Source organism: Microcoleus sp. S13_B4 (genome assembly GCF_036700885.1).
Taxonomy (GTDB): domain Bacteria; phylum Cyanobacteriota; class Cyanobacteriia; order Cyanobacteriales; family Microcoleaceae; genus Microcoleus.
The window spans coordinates 77,890-98,381 of record NZ_JAUBPU010000001.1 but is presented as its reverse complement, the minus strand read 5'-3'; the positions used below and the strand labels follow the sequence as shown (position 1 = coordinate 98,381).

The 20,492-nt window shown below is 44.7% G+C and carries 17 protein-coding genes; 8 read left to right on the top strand and 9 right to left on the bottom strand.

Annotated elements, in window-relative coordinates:
• Positions 1–13: 13 nt before the first annotated feature.
• The 3 genes from QT994_RS00385 to QT994_RS00375 all read right to left on the bottom strand — a co-directional run bounded on the left by QT994_RS00385 (position 14) and on the right by QT994_RS00375 (position 6,407).
• Positions 14–3,655 (bottom strand): diguanylate cyclase domain-containing protein, encoded by a 3,642-nt coding sequence (locus tag QT994_RS00385; protein ID WP_333170779.1) that lies wholly within the window; start codon positions 3,653–3,655, stop codon positions 14–16.
• Positions 3,656–4,388: 733 nt separating this feature from the next.
• Positions 4,389–5,663 (bottom strand): bifunctional oligoribonuclease/PAP phosphatase NrnA, encoded by a 1,275-nt coding sequence (locus QT994_RS00380; protein WP_333049691.1) that lies wholly within the window; start codon positions 5,661–5,663, stop codon positions 4,389–4,391.
• Positions 5,664–5,909: 246 nt separating this feature from the next.
• Positions 5,910–6,407 (bottom strand): HNH endonuclease, encoded by a 498-nt coding sequence (locus QT994_RS00375; protein WP_333049693.1) that lies wholly within the window; start codon positions 6,405–6,407, stop codon positions 5,910–5,912.
• Between the two features lie 346 nt (positions 6,408–6,753).
• Between QT994_RS00375 and QT994_RS00370 the strand changes: the two genes are divergently transcribed.
• Entirely contained in the window at positions 6,754–7,218 is a 465-nt protein-coding gene (locus QT994_RS00370) for a COP23 domain-containing protein (RefSeq protein ID WP_333170777.1), read from the top strand.
• Between the two features lie 33 nt (positions 7,219–7,251).
• Here QT994_RS00370 and QT994_RS00365 read toward each other — a convergent pair whose 3' ends face one another.
• Positions 7,252–9,984 carry an AAA-like domain-containing protein gene (locus tag QT994_RS00365; protein ID WP_333170773.1) on the bottom strand — a complete coding sequence of 911 codons (2,733 nt, stop codon included), beginning with the start codon at positions 9,982–9,984 and terminating at the stop codon, positions 7,252–7,254.
• Between the two features lie 225 nt (positions 9,985–10,209).
• Between QT994_RS00365 and QT994_RS00360 the strand changes: the two genes are divergently transcribed.
• Together QT994_RS00360 and QT994_RS00355 are read left to right on the top strand one after the other, a co-directional pair.
• Positions 10,210–10,956, top strand: coding sequence for a 5-formyltetrahydrofolate cyclo-ligase (locus tag QT994_RS00360; RefSeq protein ID WP_333170771.1), 747 nt, complete (start codon positions 10,210–10,212; stop codon positions 10,954–10,956).
• A gap of 48 nt (positions 10,957–11,004) precedes the next feature.
• Positions 11,005–11,514, top strand: a complete 510-nt coding sequence (locus tag QT994_RS00355; protein ID WP_333170767.1) for an O-acetyl-ADP-ribose deacetylase — start codon at positions 11,005–11,007, stop codon at positions 11,512–11,514.
• A 286-nt stretch (positions 11,515–11,800) separates the two neighbouring features.
• On the opposite strand, the gene QT994_RS00350 is transcribed toward QT994_RS00355, so the two are convergent.
• Positions 11,801–13,663 (bottom strand): AAA-like domain-containing protein, encoded by a 1,863-nt coding sequence (locus QT994_RS00350; RefSeq protein WP_333170765.1) that lies wholly within the window; start codon positions 13,661–13,663, stop codon positions 11,801–11,803.
• Between the two features lie 276 nt (positions 13,664–13,939).
• Between QT994_RS00350 and QT994_RS00345 the strand changes: the two genes are divergently transcribed.
• The 4 genes from QT994_RS00345 to QT994_RS00330 all read left to right on the top strand — a co-directional run bounded on the left by QT994_RS00345 (position 13,940) and on the right by QT994_RS00330 (position 16,113).
• A complete protein-coding gene (locus tag QT994_RS00345) occupies positions 13,940–14,113 on the top strand; it encodes a hypothetical protein (RefSeq protein WP_006633667.1) in 174 nt (57 codons plus the stop codon).
• A gap of 44 nt (positions 14,114–14,157) precedes the next feature.
• The gene (locus tag QT994_RS00340) at positions 14,158–14,490 is read left to right on the top strand and encodes a hypothetical protein (RefSeq protein ID WP_006633666.1); all 333 of its coding nucleotides are present in this window, start codon (positions 14,158–14,160) and stop codon (positions 14,488–14,490) included.
• A gap of 29 nt (positions 14,491–14,519) precedes the next feature.
• Positions 14,520–14,660: a hypothetical protein gene (locus tag QT994_RS00335; protein WP_333049703.1), complete on the top strand. Its 141-nt coding sequence runs from the start codon at positions 14,520–14,522 to the stop codon at positions 14,658–14,660.
• Between the two features lie 121 nt (positions 14,661–14,781).
• Positions 14,782–16,113 (top strand): serine hydrolase, encoded by a 1,332-nt coding sequence (locus QT994_RS00330; protein ID WP_333170763.1) that lies wholly within the window; start codon positions 14,782–14,784, stop codon positions 16,111–16,113.
• Between the two features lie 86 nt (positions 16,114–16,199).
• On the opposite strand, the gene QT994_RS00325 is transcribed toward QT994_RS00330, so the two are convergent.
• Entirely contained in the window at positions 16,200–16,571 is a 372-nt protein-coding gene (locus tag QT994_RS00325) for a DUF4342 domain-containing protein (RefSeq protein WP_333170760.1), read from the bottom strand.
• A gap of 519 nt (positions 16,572–17,090) precedes the next feature.
• Between QT994_RS00325 and QT994_RS27725 the strand changes: the two genes are divergently transcribed.
• The gene (locus QT994_RS27725) at positions 17,091–17,156 is read left to right on the top strand and encodes a hypothetical protein (RefSeq protein WP_445243857.1); all 66 of its coding nucleotides are present in this window, start codon (positions 17,091–17,093) and stop codon (positions 17,154–17,156) included.
• Between the two features lie 313 nt (positions 17,157–17,469).
• Here QT994_RS27725 and QT994_RS00320 read toward each other — a convergent pair whose 3' ends face one another.
• Genes QT994_RS00320 through QT994_RS00310 form a run of 3 tightly spaced genes read right to left on the bottom strand, consistent with a single transcriptional unit; the run spans position 17,470 to position 20,360 of the window.
• Positions 17,470–18,168, bottom strand: coding sequence for a TMEM175 family protein (locus QT994_RS00320; protein WP_333170758.1), 699 nt, complete (start codon positions 18,166–18,168; stop codon positions 17,470–17,472).
• 39 nt (positions 18,169–18,207) lie between these two features.
• The gene (locus QT994_RS00315) at positions 18,208–18,492 is read right to left on the bottom strand and encodes a hypothetical protein (RefSeq protein ID WP_333170756.1); all 285 of its coding nucleotides are present in this window, start codon (positions 18,490–18,492) and stop codon (positions 18,208–18,210) included.
• Positions 18,493–18,497: 5 nt separating this feature from the next.
• On the bottom strand, positions 18,498–20,360 hold the full coding sequence (locus tag QT994_RS00310) for an AAA family ATPase (protein ID WP_333170753.1): 1,863 nt from the start codon (positions 20,358–20,360) through the stop codon (positions 18,498–18,500).
• Positions 20,361–20,492: the final 132 nt, after the last annotated feature.

Sequence of the window (20,492 nt, the reverse complement as noted above, 5' to 3'; positions counted from 1 at the left end):
ACCTACCTTATGCTTATTCTACAACTGGATTGACCTCTGGCGCCGTCATCTGGTTGGCGCTTCTGTAGCGATCGCGCCCTTGTCGTTTCGCATCATACAACGCTCGATCGGCGACGGCAACGAGTTCATCCGGTGATGTTCCCAAGCAGGGAATCACAGTCGCAATTCCCATGCTAACAGTCACGATCGCGCTGACATCAGATTGCTCGTGAGGGATTGCCAAATCTCGGATTGCCTCTCGGATCGACTTAGCAACCGCGATCGCCCCTGCAGCATCCGTACTCGGCAGGATAGCAGCAAATTCTTCGCCCCCATAGCGCACAAACAAATCGGTAGAACGTTTAACTGCGGCTGCTGCAGCTTTCGCGACTTTCACCAAACAAGTATCCCCAGCTTGATGTCCGTAGCAATCGTTATATCGCTTGAAATAATCTACATCCAACATAATCAACGAAAGCTGTTGTTTGCCCTGCATCAGTCGGTACCATTCCGACTGCAATCGCTCATCAAAACAGCGGCGGTTTGCTACTTGTGTTAACCCATCTGTCGTAGCAATTAATCTTTCTCGTTCCGCCCGGTGTCTGAGCATCTCCTCGGCCCTCTTGCGTTCTGTAATATCAGCAAAAGTCGTCACTACTGCATAGGGTTGAGACTGATTGAGATGGAACAGCGGTTGAGAATTAATCGAAATCCAAGTCAGCGTTTGATCCGATTTGTGAATGCCCATCACCACATTTGATAGCGGTTGTCCCGTCCTGATGGTGATCATTGCCGGATGCTGTTCGCCGGGGAAGGGACAGCCATCTTCCCGAACGATTCGCCAGTCTAAATCTATGGATGTACGGCCCATCATTCGTTCGGGGGTCAGCCCTAGAATCCTTTCGGCACTAGCATTACAGGTAGTAATTTGTCCGTCTGCTAGCTGAAGTACGACGCCTTCTGTCATGCTCGCAATCACAGAACGATACCGTTCCTCACTTTCCTGTAATTGACTCAGGAGAATGTTTTTGGCATCAAACTCTGAAGCCAGATGCAGGCTGCTTGCCAGAAACCCGGCCATCAGTTGTAAGGTCTGGATATCTGACTCTGTAAAGGCAGAGGGTTTAGCTGAAAGCACTTTTAAGACGCCAACCCGATCGTCCTGATAGAACAAGGGAACAACCACCATTGACCGCAGACCAATGCGCTGACAGGCAGCCAGATTTACCCGTGCATCGGTTTCTGAATCCTCGCAAAGCATGATTTGGCCGGTCTCAATACATTTTCCCGATAAACTTGTGCCTACTTTGAGCCGTAATCCAATATAGGCGGAGACAATACCACTGGCTGCCCGATACACCAATTCATCCCCTTCAACCATTTCAATCACTGCTCCATCGGCGCGGGTCAAATCTTGAGTCCTCTCTGCAATCACAGCCATGACTGCATCGAGATTGGGATTGCGGATGGCGATTTCCTGTTGGGTAGCAATCACTATACCCAGACGCTGGAACTCTTGTTGTAATGCTGCTTCTGCTTGCTTGCGATCGGTGATATCTTTCATAAAGCAGTGATGCCCCATCGATCGCTCCTGCGAGTCGTAGGCTGCCAACATCACCAATTGCTTGTAAAAAATCGAGCCATCTTTTCGGATACCACGGGCCTCAACCTCGACTCTACCCTCGGCTAGCATTTTTTGATAAGCCGCCATCATCTTGTCACAGTCGTCGGGATGAACTGTTTTCTGCCAATTCATACCAACCATTTCTGCAGGTTGATAACCTGCTATATTCGCGTAGGCTTGATTAACGTTGATGTACCGTCCGAAAATATCCAGCCGCGACATACCCTCAACGGCATTAGCAAGAGCTGTACTCAATTCTCTGAGTTCTGTTTCCGCCTGCACCAGATCCGTAATGTCTTGCGATGTACCAAACAACCGAATGACTTTTCCCTCTGCATTGAGTTCGGTCTGTCCTCTGGCTTCGGTATGGCGGATAGAACCATTCGGGCGCAGGATTTTGAGCCGCAATAGATAAGGCTCTCCGCGAGTGAGTGCTCGTTGAACTACCAGGTGTAGCTGTTCGGCACTTTCGGGATGGTAAAGCCGCAGGTTTTCTTCATAGGTAGGTTCGCCCAGGGCTCTGTCGCGTCCCAAAATCTCAAAGAGTTCGGGAGACCAGGTAATTTTACCCGTAATCACGTCCCATTCCCAGTTACCGATGTGGGCAAGCCCCTGGGCTTCTGACAACCGGGTTTGACTCTTTTGCAGGGCTGTTTCTGTCTGCTGGCGGTCGGTAATGTCCTTTTCGTTCACGAGCAACATCGGGTTGCCTGTTACCGGATCGTTGGTACATCGCACGTCCATCCGGTGCCAGCGAATTCCCGCCAGAGTAATCACTTGAGCCTCCGTGCTAAATACCTCACCGGACTTAAGAACTGCCATTGCTCGCTCTCCTACCTGAGAGTCAACAAAGCGGCTCAGAAAAGCATTGTCTGTCGCAGAGTGAGGCGGCTGCATATCCCCATAACAGCACAAGGCCGCCGGGTTTTGCAGCAGCGGCACCCCTTCGAGGGTATATAGCGAAACTATGAACGTCGTGTGTCGGAGTGCCTCGATCGATCGCAGGGTTTCCGGTTCGATTTGATGAGCGGTTTCAACCTTACCCTCGACCAGGATTGCCAAACGCCCGCTATCAATCCTGATGCCAGAGCACCGACAGCCGACAGAAACACGCTCACCGCCCGGATAAAAAGTCCACTGCTCGGACAAGGTTTGACCTTGCTCAAACTGCTGCAGATAGCTCTGCAAGCGAATCCGAGTAAACTCTGACAACATATCCCTAAAGTTGTGGCTCGCGAGTTGCTGCCACGTCGAAGCATTCCACAGGTACAATGAGGCTTGATTAGCCCACCGGATTTGCCAATCCTCAATATCCAATATCCAGATCGGGTTTTGCAACAAGTCAAAGGCTTTGAGGTGCACAATATCCCCGCTCAGGGAACAGGCAAAGTCTGGTTGCAGGCAATTTTGATGATTGACTCTTGACGCGCTTTCTGTATTGGGATCAGTTTGATTCGGTTCTGTTTGGAGTTCCGGCGGTTGATTTGGCGACAGCACTGGGTGGTTAGATTCCAGATGCCGCATCCTTAAGCCGAGCTGCAATGCAACGTGTTGCACGATCTGAACGTCGAGAGGTTCCCACTGACGCGGACTTTGGCATTGATGAGCAATCAACAGCCCCCAAAGCTTTGGAGATGGCTGTTGTTTAATGCTGAGCAAAATTGGCACAACTAAATTTGCCTGAACTTGGATGCGATCGAGCAATTCGACATCACAAGCTTGAAGAGAACCGCTGTGAATATCAGAAATGCTGCTCGTTTGTCCCTGGCTGTAACGCTCTACCCAGGTAGCTTCACAGCAAGGATCGTAAATCTGTTTTCCTAGGATTTGCGGCCACTGGGCATCAACCGATTCAGAAAATACTACGCCATCTCTATGCGGTAGGAAGCGATAAATAATCACGCGATCGCTTTGCAGCAGCACCCTGGTTTCTTCTACCGCACATTGTAAAATTGTCTCTAGCTCCGCGAACTCGTTGAGTTGAAGTGCAATTTCTGAAATTTTTTCTAGAATTTTCTCTAACGACAAAGAGGAAGTCTGTTTTCTAAACATCTCCGTGTTCCTTTTTTTTAAAAGCTATTTTTTACTATTCTAACCCGCGCCAAATAAATATAAAAATTTGTTTCAACTCTTACCAACTGGTTGTTTGCTTGATAAAAAAACCAAAGTTTTATGTTTAAAATACAATTTTTATGCAATAATACAACTTTTAGTTTTTATGTGATTTAGCCAAAGATTTATCTTTTTCCCTCTCTATTTGGCTGATTGTACGGCGCTTTTTTATCCAAATGATCCCCAATCTCCTGCACCTACTCGGACAAACTGTGATTTATTTAGCGATTTTATAGAAAAATTTTAAAAAAATAAGCCTGTAAAATTCTTAAAGTTTAAAAATTATGTTTTTGAGATTAGTAAGCTCTATGAAATTAAATTTACTCCCAAACCAGGTGTTTTTTAGCAAAATAATTAGTTGCATTATTTTATAATAGTTATAACACGTTTTTTTGAGTGTATTTTTTTTGGAAATGGGTATAAAATTTATTACTCTTAGTCTGGGACGGAGCAAGGGGCTTTTTTAACCCCCTTACTTCGTTCAAACCCTTAATAAGAGTGAAAAACCCCCGTTGATGAGAGTTGGAGTGCGTGCAGGACGGATTGTCAAGTTGAGATTTTGCCCGGAATGAGAAAAAAACTCAGCAAAACCTGGTAGCAACGGGAGTCCAAACCCAAATATCGCATTCCCAGGCTGTTGCTGGAATCAAGACCGCATCTACAAACTTTAGAGTTAATGATCGTAAACTGGATTGTCTTTAGGACTAATTAAATTCAGCAATTTTTGCTTAATCTGAGCATCGAATACTTCCCATTTTAGCCTTGCATAATCGCTGTTCTCATTCCCGGCGGAAAGAAAGCCCACCGGAATTTCAAAACCTCCTGCTTGACTTCTGCCACCGCCAAAAAAGCGTCCTTGAGCATCTTGGCCGAAGGCTTCTTTAATAAATTCGTCGGGGTCAAGAGTAAGTTTATTAGTTCGCAGCGAGCCAATTACTACTTCAATTTCTTCGTCTTTGTCGTGAACAATTGCGTAGACAACTGCTGTGTGTACGTTCTCTTCTGTTACTAAAAAGTCCGCCGCTTGGGGAATAGAATCCCGATCGTCATAGCGGAGGTAGCCGATGCCGGCGATCGAAAAATTGTTCTGGACGGTGCGGTGTTTGAGCGATCGCTCGATCGCGTCCATCACCCATTTAGAACGAGACGACTGCAACACCGCATTCAGCAACTGCGGGTCGTAAAACCGGCTCAAATAAGCCGCAGCTAAAAAGTCCTCTTCCTGAGCTTGTCTGAGGGCGTTTGTATCCGATCGCAAACCGTGCATCAAAGCTGTAGCGCACTTGATGTGCAGACTGACGCTGCCGTCGAGAGTTAGGAGTCCAGCCTGTAAATACTCCGCAAAAATCGTGGCTGTAGCGCGGATTTGAGGACGCAAATCTGTAAATTCTGCGTTCATTTCTCCCTGCAAATTGTGATGATCGATGACGGCGGCGATCGGAACTCCAGCCGCTAAAATATACTCGGTTAAGTTACAAGTCGTCCCTTGATTGTCGATGAAAGCGCAGCCCTTAAACACCGACAAATCCTTAGTTTTTACTGTTTCCAGCGTCCACCGCTGCAACGGCAACCCTGTCAATTTAACTAAGGCAATATTTTCTTGGTGGCTGAGGGCGCCGGCGTAGATCATCTCGCATTGGATATCGTACTGTTCGGCGATTAATTTGTAAGTCCAAGCGCTTGAAAGTGCGTCGGGGTCGGGAAAATCTTGCAGTAATATTAATTGGCGAGTGCCTTTGTGTCGATCGAACATTTGGCGCAATTGCTCTACTTTGCGATCGTGCAATTCCTCGCGGAGACGGCCACGATTCTCTTGGGAAGCAAGTTCGGCTTTGGTGCGCCGTTTCCCAGGCGCACTCACTTCGGGTACAACCGGGCTGCTGGCCTCAAGTTCACCTTCGCGGTTGCCAGATGTTTCATCGGAATTGGTAGGGGAATGGTCTTTCATCGTTAAAGATTAACAATTTAACTCTTTCAGGATTTGCACGACATTCACTCTTAAACCCGGTTTCTTTGTAGATGCCTTGTTGTCAAAGCCCATACTTCTTACGAGAAACCTGATTTAAGAGTGTAAATTCTCTCTTTAACTGTTTAACTTTTTAACTCATGCAGAGAGTGTGCGTTCCCAGGAACGAAGCAATCTCAGGACTCAGAACTTCCGCAAAAAACCCCCGCGCTTGCGCTGACAGGGGTTTTAAAGGCCAATTACATATTTTTGCCATTCTTTGTGCATACCGCTCTTAACGTGTTTAGTCACTTCAAAATAAAGACCGCTGTGAGGTTTCCGAGGCGGATGGCGCAGCGGCATTCCCGCTTCTTTGGGCGTGCGGCTGCCTTTATTGACATTGCAGCGCACGCAGGCGGTGACGAGGTTTTCCCAAGTGTCGCCTCCTCCGCGCGATCGGGGAATCACATGATCGAGGGTTAAATCGTCCCCCGTATAACTACAGTATTGACAAGAGTGTGCGTCCCGGTGCAAGATGTTCCGGCGGGTCAGCGGAATATCCTTATAGGGAACTCGGACATAATGCCGCAGTCGGATCACAGTTGGTAGCGGGAAGTTTGGCGCAATAAATTTCCCGTTGTGTTCAACCTGTTCTGCTTTTCCTTTCAGCAACAAAACTACCGCCCTTCGCCAATTGGTGATGTTAAGGGGTTCGTAGGAGGCGTTCAGCACCAGAACATTGCCCATTGTTGATTATTAAAGAGAATATTTTTTTCGATGTTAACACAGGTTCCACTTTAGGTGGGACGGCATCAGGAACAGCGAGGCGAGCGCAAAAAACGGTGCAAAACCACTCCTTTACCCTATACCTTCGCGCCTGCGCCCCCTCTGGCTGCACGTATTTTCTGCCGTCCGTGTTTGTCAGCGAGCTTTTTCCCCGGAGTTTTAGCCCAGATGAGGCCAGTGTGTGCGATCGCAAAAATTGGCAGAATAAATTTTATTTTTTTCTCTAAATGCCTAATCTTCCCGGCACCAAACAGTTTAACTTTTTAGACTATTAGTAACCTTAAAATGAAAAAGCTTATTACTGCTCATGAAATTTCGGCTCTTAAAGTCAGCTTTTAGCGCGTCAATTATTGCCCTTGCTGCTCCGATTTTAGCAAACAGTCCAGCCTTTGCCCAAACGCCTTCATTCTTCTGCGGCGCTGCTGGCGGCCGCCCAGCTACAATTGCTGTCCAACAAGGCAAAAATATTCCCGTTATTTTGTGGCTAGCTGATAACTATTTCAATGAATCAGGAGAAGACGCGATTACTCGGTGCACTAGAGTATCGGGAATTCTCAACAACTCACAACCGCAAGGAACTTGGGAGAATATTGTCACAGCAGGTGCATCGCCCACCGGTCAACTAATTATTTGTGCAGCTAATCCTCAAGACGGTTCCTGTAGATTATTATATCAAGTACCCAAAGGCCAAAATCCAGAACAAGCCCGACAAGAACTCTTAAAAAGAGTCACAAATCCTAATTTAAGTGTTTCGCCTGTTAAAGTAAATTGATAGTAATCATTAGGGACATGGCACTGCCGTGTCCTACTTGCAGAGAGTTGAAACTCTTGTAAAATACTTCGGTTGAGTGGTGAAAAAATTGCAGCTTTGCTTGAGCAATTCTTCTAACCCTTCAACCTGCCTCAGCCAGACAGTGCCGTTGCTTCCAGCTACAGCAATTTGCTTTCCGTCTCGACTCCAACTGACACTAACAACATTTTCCTCAAACTCAAATTGAGCAACCTGCCGCCCCGCTAAATTCCACAGCCGTACAGTCTTGTCAATTCCCACGGTAGCAAGCCGTTCTCCGTCGGGACTAAAACTAATTGACTTCGCATCAAAATGCAACGTTTGAAATTCCTTAACTAATTCTTTTTCTGACAGATTCCACAGCCCAACTTTGCCATTCAATGTTACTGTAGCAAAGTGAGACTGGTGTGGAGCGGGAGTGAAACTGAGCCCAATTACCTGAAGGGGAAGTGTTTTTTTCAGTTTTCCCAACAAATTCCAAATTCGCACTGTAGAGTTGCCATCTAAAGTCGTTATAAAATCTCCGTTTGGGCTAAAATTTACGCTTCTCACTAAGCCGTTGTGACCGGGGAGTTTGACGGGAGACGATATTGATTTTGGCAGGTTTGACAATTTCCAAATTGCAGCATTGCTGTCTATTCCTGCGGCCGCCAACAACTTTCCTTCGGGACTAAAACTGATGCTAGTAACGGAGCCTTGAATCCCTTTGAAGTTAGAAATATTTTTTCCTGATAAATTCCATATTTTAACTGTGCTGTCCCTTCCTGCAGTCGCTAAAAAATTACCGTTTGGGCTAAAGCTTACCATATTAACTGACTGTTGTAAAGCTTTCCATTCAACAATTTTTTTCCCGGAAAAGTTCCAAATCCGAACTCTATCGTCTATTCCGGCGGTTGCTAAAATTTGCCTTTGGGGACTAAAACTGACGCTGGTAACTGCACCTTTATGAGCCGGCCATTTTATCTTTCGTTGCGGAAATAATGATGTTTTTATCTGCTGTGTTTCGCTAATTTTATCGAGAATTATTTGTAAAGCTAACAGGGGTCTAGTTGCCGGATATTCTTCTAGCTTATGTTTGTTTTCAACCAAGGCTTTTAATTTTTTGCCAGAGGCGATCGCCCTCAGTAAAGCTTCTGATAAAGCTTCGGTGTTTTCGGTCTTTTGAGAAACAGCCAACAATAAAGCATCGCTGCCATTTTGTTCGATTTCGATACTTGCTTGTGCGAGTTTAAAGCGCTGGTAAGCGAGAGTTGAAAAGCCGATCGCCGCCAGTAACGATGCTGCCAGTACCGCAGAACCGATGCCGATCCACTGTTTGGCTTTTTGTTTGGCAGAGTCAGCTTCACTCAGAGCTTTTTCGGCATCGCAGACAGCTTTTTTAGTTTCTAGTGTAGCTGAATGCAGCAGTTGATTTTGGTCGCTCAAAATAACTTTCTGGCTGGCGGTCAAAAACTGAAAATCTTCATTTCTCAAACTTTTTCCTGCCGCCCAAACTAATGCTGACTGCAACTCAGATCCTCGCAAGAGTTGGGAATCATCTTCACAGCTAGAATTTAGCCAGAGTTTGATCGCTTTCGAGTAAGGCGATAGTTTTTCTAATTTTTCTTCAATTAATTTTTGGTTAAATACAGATTCATAAATAGGATTAGAAATTGTTAATTTTTCCCCGCGCTTAACAATTAATCCGCTTAATCGCAACTCCATTTGTTCGGTACTACCATCGGGGACAATTTCAGTTTGTTCTAAAATTTGCTGATACAATCCCAGTCTCCTGACAATGCGCTGGTTTTCTTTGAAAAGCCGATCGCGAATTGTGGACAAATGTTCGGGCACATCTTGAGTTTCCCAATTCTCCACGATTTTCAAGCGCACTACTTTCTCCACCCACTCTTTAGAAGTGTTAATTTTATCTTTCTCCCCCCCTTGGCGAGGGGGGGGTAAATTCGGCATTAATTGTGGGTTTTCCAGCAGGAGTTTGCACAGCTTTTGAGTCAGGAACGGCTGCCCGCCCGTCCAATACAATACTTCTCTCAAAACTTCCTCAGAGGTGTCTGTCAGCTCTGCCAAACCCGCTGCGAGCGGTTGAGCTTCTGTTTCGTCAAAGCCAGTTAATTCGATAGCCTTGCCAATATTAAAAGGGGTATTGCTGCTGGCATTTTTCTCGCGGCACAAATCCGTCGGCGATGCTACGCCTAAGAGGGCCCAAGTTAGGCGATCGAACTCTGAATTGTTGGCGCGCTTGTTGTAGCACGAGCGAATTAAGGCTAAAAAATCGTCGGCGGGAAAATCTAGGGCGAGAATACTGTCGATTTCGTCAATAAAAATGACAAGATTGCTGGAAATGTTGGGTAAGAGTACGGTTTCGATGAATTCGCTCAATCTTTGAACCGGAGTTAAAAAATTGCGATCGCGCCACCAAGTCCGCACGTTGACCATATCCGACAGGTTAAAGTTATTTTCGAGAATGCGGAGTAAACCAGCATACCACTGTTCGGGAGTGACGCCGCGGTTGCCAATTTCCGAAATGTCGATCGCAGCACAAGCAATTCCTTCATTTCTCAGCCGTTGAATTGTCCGCACCTGCAAGCTAGATTTGCCCATTTGCCGGGAATTCAAAACATAGCAAAATTCCCCGGCTTTTAATCCGTTATAAAGGTCATCGTCGGCTTGCCGCTTCACATAATTTGGAGCGTTATTTGTCAAACTCCCACCGACTTGATAGTAACTGGGTTTTGTGGTAAAATTCATACAATAAAAAAGAACATTAGGCTGTTGAAACCGCGCCTTGCCAGAAGAAGTCCCCGCAATGCGAGACTAAAGAATCGAGGGCTTATTAGAATTTTGTATGACTCATTCTACCACATTTAATTAATTTCCTGAATTAAATGTAAGATAGCAAGGGCTAAAAAAAATGCTAGATGAGCATTATTACTTCTTCCTTCTTACTTCTTACTTCTTCCTTCTTTTTACAGTATGAAAACTGCTTGGACTGGATATAACGACGATAAAGACAAGTTAAGAGCTGAAATTTGGTCTTTGCTGAAGCACCAAGCCGCATCTATTGGCGATCCGTTCGGCCATATTCCCAACTTTGTCGGTGTTGAGTTGGCAGCCGAAAAATTGGCAAATTTACCCATATGGCAACAAGCAAAAACGATTAAGTGCAATCCAGATTCGGCGCAAATTCCGGTGCGGATGCAAGCTTTGCAAGATGGAAAACGTCTGTATATGGCAGTACCGCGCTTGACAAGCACGCGCTGTTTTGTTGAGTTAACTGCTGAGGATTTGCAGAGGCAAAATATATCAATTGCAGAAAGTGCGATCGCCCGTAAAGCACTCGCTTGCGGAAAATTGGTAAGTTTTGCAGAAATGGAGCCGATTGATTTAGTAATAGTCGGCTGCGTAGCCGCAGGCCCCAACGGTGGAAGAACCGGGAAAGGTGCAGGATTTGCCGATTTAGAATTGGCTATGTTGCAAGAATTTGGGTTAGTACAAATCGATACGCCAATTGTAACAACAGTGCATCCTTTGCAAATAGTCGCCGATTCGCGTTTACCAATGCAAGCTCACGATTGGGCGCTGAATTGGATTGTTACTGCTGAGGAGGTAATTGAGACTAATACAAGTTATCCGCGTCCTATTGGGTTAAACTGGGATAGTATACGGCAGGAACAGTTGCAACAAATTCCGATTTTGCAAAAGTTGAGAGCGCAAGACTAGATAACGAGTTTCTTTGCTAAACTTGTCTACAGTTTACTATTGTATAATATGAAAGTTATTTTGGGCGACATCACAAAACTCAAAGTTGATGCGATAGTGAATGCTGCAAATAGCAGCTTACTTGGTGGTGGTGGAGTAGATGGAGCAATACACAGAGCAGCAGGATCAGAACTTTTTGAAGAATGCCGATTACTTGGAGGATGTAAGACTGGAAATGCTAAACTAACTAAAAGATATAACTTGCCGGCGCGCTTCATCATCCATACAGTAGGGCCAGTATGGCGGGGAGGTAATCATGGAGAACCTGAACTCCTGGCCGAGTGTTACCGCAAGTGTATGCAAATCGCCGCAGATCAAGAGTTAGAGAGTTTGGCATTTCCTTGCATTAGTACCGGCATTTACAAATATCCTAAAGCTCTAGCAGGTGAGATTGCAGTGAAGATATGCTCAGAACAAATACAAAAGAATGGTGGTTCTCAAAGAGTAATTTTTTGCTGCTTCGATCGAGAGAATTATGAAATTTATGAGAGGATTCTATCTAACTACAGTCTGAGATAGTGAATGGAGTTAGGGTTTTACCCTAGTCTTAATGTCTACATTTTTTACTATTTATTTAACAAACCGCGAAGGCGCGTTAGCGCTAGGACGCGAGCAAGACAGAAGAATACTGTAAGTTGATGATATATCTACTTTGTGGTGAACACGCGCCATGCAATGAAAGCTGTAAAACCTAGATAACCAAACACGGTTATCCAATCTAGCCAATTATCTGATGTTATCAAAAAAATATCGTTCATGGGTATCATTCACCTGATTATTACTTACCGCAGTTACGCACCAAATTTTACACGATCGCGCTCAAGTGCGATCGAAAATATTGTCGATACAGTTCGCACCTCGGCACGCACTCGTTACCATGCAATTTTACCAACCCCAAACTATCTAATTTAAACGCCTGCATCGCCTTTAATTGCACCGGAGAATCCGCCGCCACAATCTCTCTCATCCCCTGCGCCAACTCTGGATATTCTTCTAAATTCCACAACTGCCGGCGCAAATGGTCGCTGTAAATTCCCGCATCTGCGATCGCAGTTTCTTTTAATTCATCGAGTGTCAAATCCGAGCGCGAAATGTGATATAATGCAACTCGCACTAAATACGGATGACCGCCGACAATGGCCATCAATTCCTCCACTTCTGCCTCCGACCAATTCAAGTTATGGCGCGCTGCTAAATCTTGTATTTGCTGAGAGTTGAATTCGGGCAAATCTACGGGCAGTCCGACGTTGAAAGGCGATTGATTGATGTTCATCGGGATGTAAACTTCGGTGGAGTGAACTACAATTAATCGCAGTTTTTTCCAGATGTCGCGCCGCTTTGATTCTTCATGCCACGCCCGCAGCAGTCCTAAAAAGTCTTCGGCAATGTCGGGATATTGGAAAACGCGATCGATCTCGTCTAATCCTAAAATTAGAGGACTGTCGATTTGCGGTAAAATGTATTTTTCAAAGTAATCTTTGCAGTTGACTTTGCTGCCAAAAATTTCGTCCCAATAATCTTCTAATTGATTTGGCAAGTGCAACTCGCGGCCGACGTAAGCGCAAAACCACTTTAAGAATTTATCTAAATTTGCGAATACGGCTTTATCTACTAACTGAAAAGTTAGTGGCACGGTGCAATAGCCTTGACGGGTTCCGTGATGCAAAATTCGGGCCATCAAGGAAGTTTTGCCCATTTGTCTCGGTGCTTTGATTCTAATTAACGCGCTGGGCTGCACAATAGTTTGATAGCAGCGTTCTTCGATGGGCGGGCGTTCTACATAAAATTGAGAAGCCACATCGACTTGTCCTCCCGGTAATTCCGGTTCAGCGGCGGGTAGAGGTATTTCGTCGCTGCTAATTTCTAATAGCTGTTTTTGTGTTAAATCTTCCGTTTCTTCTATGACGGGTGCGGGTTGTTCTGCTAGTAAATTCAGAACCTCTTCGATAATAATTGGAGTGTCGGCGGTGGTTTTCCATTCCCTCTGTTTGATGCGGTACAGATAGCCCCGCAAGTCGTGATTTAGAGGCGCGTTCAGGGGAAAACCGACGCGGATGGGGAGAATTATTGGTTTTCTATCAGGGCGGGAGTCTTGCAGTTCTTTGGCTTGCTGAACTTGATATGTTAGTAGTTCGCTTTGGTTTCCTGTTGGCGGCAAGAGTATTAGCAAATAATCGCATTCTTGGAGGAACAAATTAATGCGATCGAACCAATTATCTCCTAATCTAATGTTATTTTCTGCTGTGAAAACTGTATGACCGATCGCGCTTAAGGCTATTTCCAACTGTTTTCCCAACTCTCGATCTGGTTCGGCGCTGCGATAACTGACAAATACTTTAACAATTCTGCTGCTAGTGGCTGTTTCCCCCGCCAAATTGTGCAGATCGTCTAAATTTTCCGGTTCCTCAAGTTTAGCCGATCGATGGTCGCCATTTGCCAGAGTCATTTCAAAAGCCGCGAACAACTGGCGAATTTTACTCAAATCCGCACCTTCTCTACCCTGCTTAATTTTGCTGACTGTATCGGCACCGACGCCAGACTCGGCCTCGATTTCAGTCAGAGTACCTCTAATGTTATGTCGGTCAGACCATTCTTGGAGCGCCTCGTTAAGTTTCTTTAAGCCAGAGGCAGTGAGAATGCGACCGCGATCGCGTGTTGACTTGAGCACTTCGCTTGCAGTGAAAGGGGAACGAATCTAGAAAGTTTAACGCCTTAAGTACCCATTTTAGGCGATTTTAAGGAAGATAATCAGCCAGCCGGAATTTAAGGGATTTTACTTGGGGAGGTTTTTTTGGCGATCGACTCCTCAAACTCTGTCCTGATAACGGCTTCAACAGTTGAATCTATTTTAGAATCAAAAGTTTTTCTTAACTCCCCAATCTCCGCCGCTAATGACCACTGAACTTTTTAGAGTAGATACACCAAGCAAAAAAGGAGCAGCCAAATGAGCAAAATCTTACACAGACTGGCAATGGCCGCTTTGGGAACCGCCGCCATTTTCACCATTAATACACTTAATAATTTAACAGAAGCATCAGCCGCTGGTAAATTTGACCAACCAGAAATTTATCAAAACACAGTTTTTCCACTTGGCGTACCGGGTCAGTTCCATAAATAGGGCAATTCATTGATTGATTGATTTAATTGAATTAAGGAGAAATTATGAAGTCTACACTGTGCTCACCACAACCTATAGCTACCAAATCTGACTCCGTTGACGCTGAGGCTATCGATGCCTGCACTGCACTTGCATGGGTGGAATTGGTAGCATTAGATGCCAGCGCTCTCACGGGGGATGATTGGCTGGCTTTGTGCGATGATATAGATAGCGGAGAAATCTACCGCTGCTGGTTTTTGTGGCGTGATCGCGAAGTTAGCGGTAATTGGGAAGCTTACGATCCTTTGAGCGATCGCCGATTTGTTGCTAAAGGAAAAGTTTTTCTCAAAGCCGCGATTGACTCGCTAGAAGATGCTAGAAATCGAGAAGTCGCCTAACTTGAATTCATCTCAGGTGAATAAAATTTGTGCCTACAAAACAAGAATTCTGCCAAGAGAATCCGCCCGTGTACAAAGTTTTGTCGGCCTGCGCGAGACTGGAAGAAAAAGGGGTAATAGAACCGGATTTGATAGCAGTCCCGGAAACGGAATACTCTCAAAGAAAATAAAAAAATTACGGCTGCGGGCAAGAGTTGACTGTATGATGCTAGGTGCTTCGTCTCGAAAGCGGTTGCAAACGTTTTTCCAGCCGCTTTCTCGTTGCAGCCCTTAAACTCTTTCTCTTCAAACATGACTCCTAAACTGCGATGGCTGTTGCCGGCCGCCCTTAGTCTTTTCTCGATCGCCCTGCCCGCAAAAGCTGATACACTAACATCTTGGCACTTTGATGCCCGCGAAAACCAACTCAATTTAACCACGGATTCAGGAGTTCAGCCGGAAGTCAAACTAATCGCCAATCCCACCCGCTTAGTAATTGACTTACCGGGAATAGTCTTGGAGTATCCCGAAAGTCCTCAAAGCTACAACTCAGCTATTCAACAAATTAGAGTCGGGCAGTTTGACACCGAAACTACCAGGTTAGTGATACAATTAACTCCCGGTTATAAGTTAGACCCGCAAAAAGTTCGAGTCATTAGAGAATCTGCCACGCGCTGGTCATTTCAGTTGCCAAATCCCGAGCAAATAGCCGGCAACGAGTCTTTTATACCCACAGCTATTACCAGCGTAGAACAAGCACCAGGTCAAGTTACTCCCACTGTTTCGCTGGGAAATCAGAGAAACTATTCCACTGATTTGGCGGTGTCAACAGGCTCGGAAATGACAGCCATCAAGCCTCAAATCGAAAGTGCGATCGAACAGTATAGATCCCTGAGCGCCGGAATGTTTTTTCTGGATTTAGATACAGGAAACTATTTGGATATCAAGGGCGATCGAGTATTTCCGGCCGCGAGTACCATCAAATTACCAATTCTGATTGCTTTTTATCAAGATGTAGACGCAGGCAAAGTTAGCCTCGACGAAACATTAGTTATGAAGTCCGACTTAGTTGCCAGCGGCTCCGGAACTATGCAAGACGAACCTGATGGAACTCGGTTTAGCATCAGAGAAACCGTAGATAAAATGATTACCATCAGCGACAATACAGCCACCAACATGATTATTGAACGTTTGGGGGGAATTGCTAAACTCAACGAGCGTTTTCGCAGTTGGGGATTAACTGATACCAGAATTCGCAATTGGCTCGGCGATTTTCAAGGAACAAATACCACAAGTTCTGTGGATATGGTAAAGTTGCTGGCGATGCTGTCTCGCGATAAATTAGTTTCTGAATCGAGTCGAGAACAGGCTTTAGAATTACTGCGACATACAACAACTAGAACGCTGCTTCCTTCGGGTTTAGGGGCGGGAGCCGTGATTGCTGACAAAACCGGAGATATCGGCTTTGTGGTTGGCGATGCAGGAATTATAGATATGCCGAATGGGAAGCGTTATTTAGCGGCAATTTTTGTCAAACGTCCTTACAACGACCCGATTGTGAGAGATTTTGTCCGTCGAATTTCGCGGATTGTTTACAATTATTTAGAGCAACCTGCGGCGAAAGTACCGGAGAATTTGCGTTGATCAGACCATTCGGTGATTGAAATCGCTACTAAACAAACAAAGTCCGCCTTCGCGGACTTGAAGAGAAGATTTTTAATTACTAATGACTATTCTTTGCGCTCGATGGCTACAGTCAAATGAGCCGCAACTGCCCCAACTGTAGCAAGTACAGCAGCAATTGGAAAGACTACTGATCCTGCAACGCCACCTACCAATCCCGCCATCAGCGGAATGTCTGCCAAAGTCCGCCCTTGCGAGTTTTTGATGACGAGGCGGCGGAGTTTTCCTTGCTGAATTAGTTCTTTGACTTTAGCAATTAAACTGTCGGCGCTAATCTTAAATTCTTCCACTCTGACTTTTTCCTCTGTTACAAATTCTGAGGCGAATACATGAGTTTCAACTGTTGGGTTGGCTGAATTCCCGGCCGCTGCTGTTTCGTCTTGTAGAATTGTTACTTGTTGTTCTAGTTGTGAGTTCATTTTGTGTAAGGGCGGGTGAAAACCAACCGTTTAATTTCTATACTCTTATCTTCGGCGATCGCACTTGAGAACGACAGGCAAGGAAACCCTACAATCTCCATTCGTACTTTCCACCCCCCCCTTTTTACTCAAAACATTATTTTTGTGGCGTTAAATCAGGGCGGGTTTATGTATTTCTAAAGATAGAGAAGGTATTGTTGAAACAACCCGTCTATAGATATAAGTAAGGTGCGTACTGCTAGCCCGGGTCTTGGTGGCTGCTGTCTGTTGAATTTTTAAGTGGGACACCAAGTTAACTAAAGTCAGGGAAAATTATTAAAATTAAAACTTTATATTTCTAGAATGACTTCAAAAGTGATTGCTATCTAGGCACAATCGACCTATGTCTTGCAATGCCAGTTCCCAAAAGCATCCCAGAGATAGCGATCGCATTGGCGAAGCACAATATAATCAGAAACGCAAACCGAGTACATCAACTCACATCTGAATCAAGATATTAAGCTTGCAGATTTAGCTCAATTGCTGGGCATGAGCCAATTTCATTTCAACCATCTGTTGAAGCATTTGATAGACACATCTCGCTAACAATATTCGATCGCCCAACGGGTAAAACGGGCAAAGCAATTGTTGAAACTTTCGAGCTTGAACATAAAATGATTCATTTTCTCGGTGGTGCCGATGGGTCGGCGTACCGCCACCAGGTGTAACAATTACCTCACCAAGCGCATAGGTTTCCCCTGTTTCTTCACCAACTGCCTTGAAGGTATAGAGGTCTTGACCAAAGTAGTAAGAACGACCTTGACCGGGTTCAACAAAAAGTCCGTCTTGATGAATTGTAATTTGTTAATTGGTAAAGCGAAGTGTTAGCTGGCTGGGATGGCTTTTTGTGGAATCTTCTTCACGAATTCAGAGTTTTCTCAATACGCCGATCGGGGATCAGCCACATTATCGCAACTAAAACATACAGCATGAAAGCCAACCATGAGTTCACAAAGGAAAGCAGGATTGCTACGGCATAAATCACCACTGATACTTTACCCTTAAAGTCTCGCCCAAGTGCGATTGCCAGAGTGGAATCTTTACCGTGGTGAGAAATAAGAACACGAGTAAGAATGAAGTAAGCGATCGCAGCCAACAACAGCACTGTGCCATAAAGCGCAACTGGCCAGGCGGCGAAGTAGTTCTCGCCTGTCCAGCCAGTGACAAAGGGAATGAGTGACAACCAGAACAGCAGATGCAGATTAGCCCACAACACATTACCATTGACCTGCCGAGCCGCCTGTAACAAGTGATGGTGGTTGTTCCAGTAGATACCCAGATAAATAAAACTGAGTACATAGCTCAGAAATACTGGGATTAGCGGACGCAGCGCAGCTAAATCAGCTTCATGGGGCACTTTCAATTCCAGCACCATTATGGTGATGAGAATGGCGATTACACCATCGCTGAATGCTTCTAACCTGCCTTTACCCATTTTTGTAGATCCTCCTTTTTTGCTAGCGCGGGCGATCGCTTCTAATTCCAAAAATAACTTAGCATAAGGTCGGTTGCAGTGAGGTGTGATGCCCCGATTGCACTTACCAACAAAGCCAACCATTTTGCGTGCCTAATCTCGGCTGAAAACAAACAACCTTTGCTAATGCTGAATGATTTCACCAAGTGCCTCTTGAATGATTTCATCACTCACACCGTGACGCTTCAAACTGGCAATAAGTGCAGAGATCGTATCCTCTTCTAGGCGATCGAGATCGGATCGAAGTCCTTGTCCAATGTAGGCACGCACTAATGGCTGATAACCGGACAACCCAAGTAATGGCGAAACTCGCTTCAAATCTTTGATCGCATCTTCGGGAATACGAATGGCGATCGATGTCATGGTACGATTTCTATTCAACCGCTTTTTCAATGTCTCAACTTTCATAGTATTCACGTTCCTTGCGTGTCGCTCGTGCGTGCAGAAATAATTTTTAAATGGGAAAGAAATTCTTGAATAATTGGTACTAGGAGTGTCTCAAAATGAATAAAGTCCTTTGGCTCTTTTCGTTCTTGACAAATCCATTCACACAATTCTTTTTTCTGCAATTCAGGAATGATTTTATCTCTTCCAATGCCTGTATTATCTCTGCGTTCTGTATAAAATCTATCCTCGAACAACTCCAATGGCAGAAGATTCTCAATACCTTTAGTCACAGAAGTGTTTTCAGTATTCTGAGGCACACAACGAATTAAGAGAGAGCCGACACTTTCAGGATTTTTCTTGGTATCACAGTCATAAAGAAACAACACTGGTCGATCAAATCGGCTTTGATTATTCTCTAGAAATTTTCGTGCAGCGTCCAAGTTGGTGTGTCCGCCACCTTTTGCACCGTCCTTTCCTGCCTTGCCAACCTCATCTATTTCTAATTGCTCTAGAATATCTGTATACCCTAACAATTCCAAGGCTGTTTTGATATAATCAACATCTGTCTGTCCCTCGGTTAAAACTAGAGGTTTAGATCTTGCTAACACTTGCTCTTCAACTGCATCCTCGAAAATCTGCGTCTGACGGTAGAACTCGAATGATTTCAAAAACTCCTCAAATCTTTCGGTACTAATTTGCTTACCTGTAGGCATTTCCAAAATCTGAATACCATCAGCACCAAACTCGCGCTCCATACCAAGTAGGAAAAGGGGTGCGTGCGAAGTAATGATAAATTGTACTTTTGGAAATAGCTTAACTAGCTTAGGAAGAATTTCGTACTGTAAATCTGTGTGCAGATGAGCATCAATTTCATCGATCAAGACAATCCCCTTAATTTCATTCAAATTAATACTATTTTTAATATTTGCTCTATCTGCGTAACGGATAATCGTAGCAAAAAGATTAAAAAGTAAAGCCTGCCCCGCTGAAAGGTGCATCAATGATGGGACAATAACACCATTTCCAAAGCGAATAGCAACCCGTCCATATGCTGCGTTTCGGTAATTAAGAATCATTTGAGCGTTTTCGTCTTCAAGAACTGCCCGAAGCAATTGCTCAACATTCTGCCGTCCTACTTTGAGCCACCACTTGTCCTGAATATTGGGCTGCGCTTGAAAGTATATTGGTGCAGATTGTTGGGTAGTAGAGACTCCTACAACAAAATCTCCATCTACAAGCGAGTCGAGTAAAACATCCATTAACCACTGTTGATTATCTTCGGCAGCCCGTTCAACAATTAACGGTTTTTCAAGCAATCCTGATATCCGTTGATTGTTGCTAAACAGAGGTCGCTCCTCTACAGCACTAACATTCAACCAATGGGGGCGCTCATGGCGAGAGGATGGAAAAAAACAGACTGTTCCGGTTTGGAAAAAAGTTTCAATCCGGTTCTCATCCCCTGTAACTACCTTATGAAATGGTTCATTTTCTGGCCAGTATTGTACTGGCTTAAATCGCTCTTTGATCTTCAGGGCGTAGCCCTGTGGATCAATTTGTCCAACTTTTTCTATATAACAGAAATTACTGTCTGCATCGGAGAATTCTAGGAGACTAAGACTGCTTCCAGATAGAGAGCGGATATCTCCACGGCTAGTTACTTTGAAAAATGGACTTTGCCCCATCTGCTGTCCTATAGCTATATCACTAAACTTCCGCTTCGCTAACTCTGCTAGCGCATCAAGAATATAGGCTAAGACAATGGTTTTTCCTGTTCCATTCTTACCTACCAAAATTAACGGCTTAGGATTTCCTGCATGGTCTAGACTCAAGGAAACATCGAGTTCAGTAATCGGTCCAACATTTTCAATCAGGCATTCACGAAGATACATTTCAGATATTTAAGCTTTAGGCAGTTATGTACAAAACAATTTTATACCTAAACCTTTGTACATTTTTACTACAATTTAATAAAATATTCTGTAGACCATATCCCTGCAACCCGAAAGGATCGAACTAAGTTA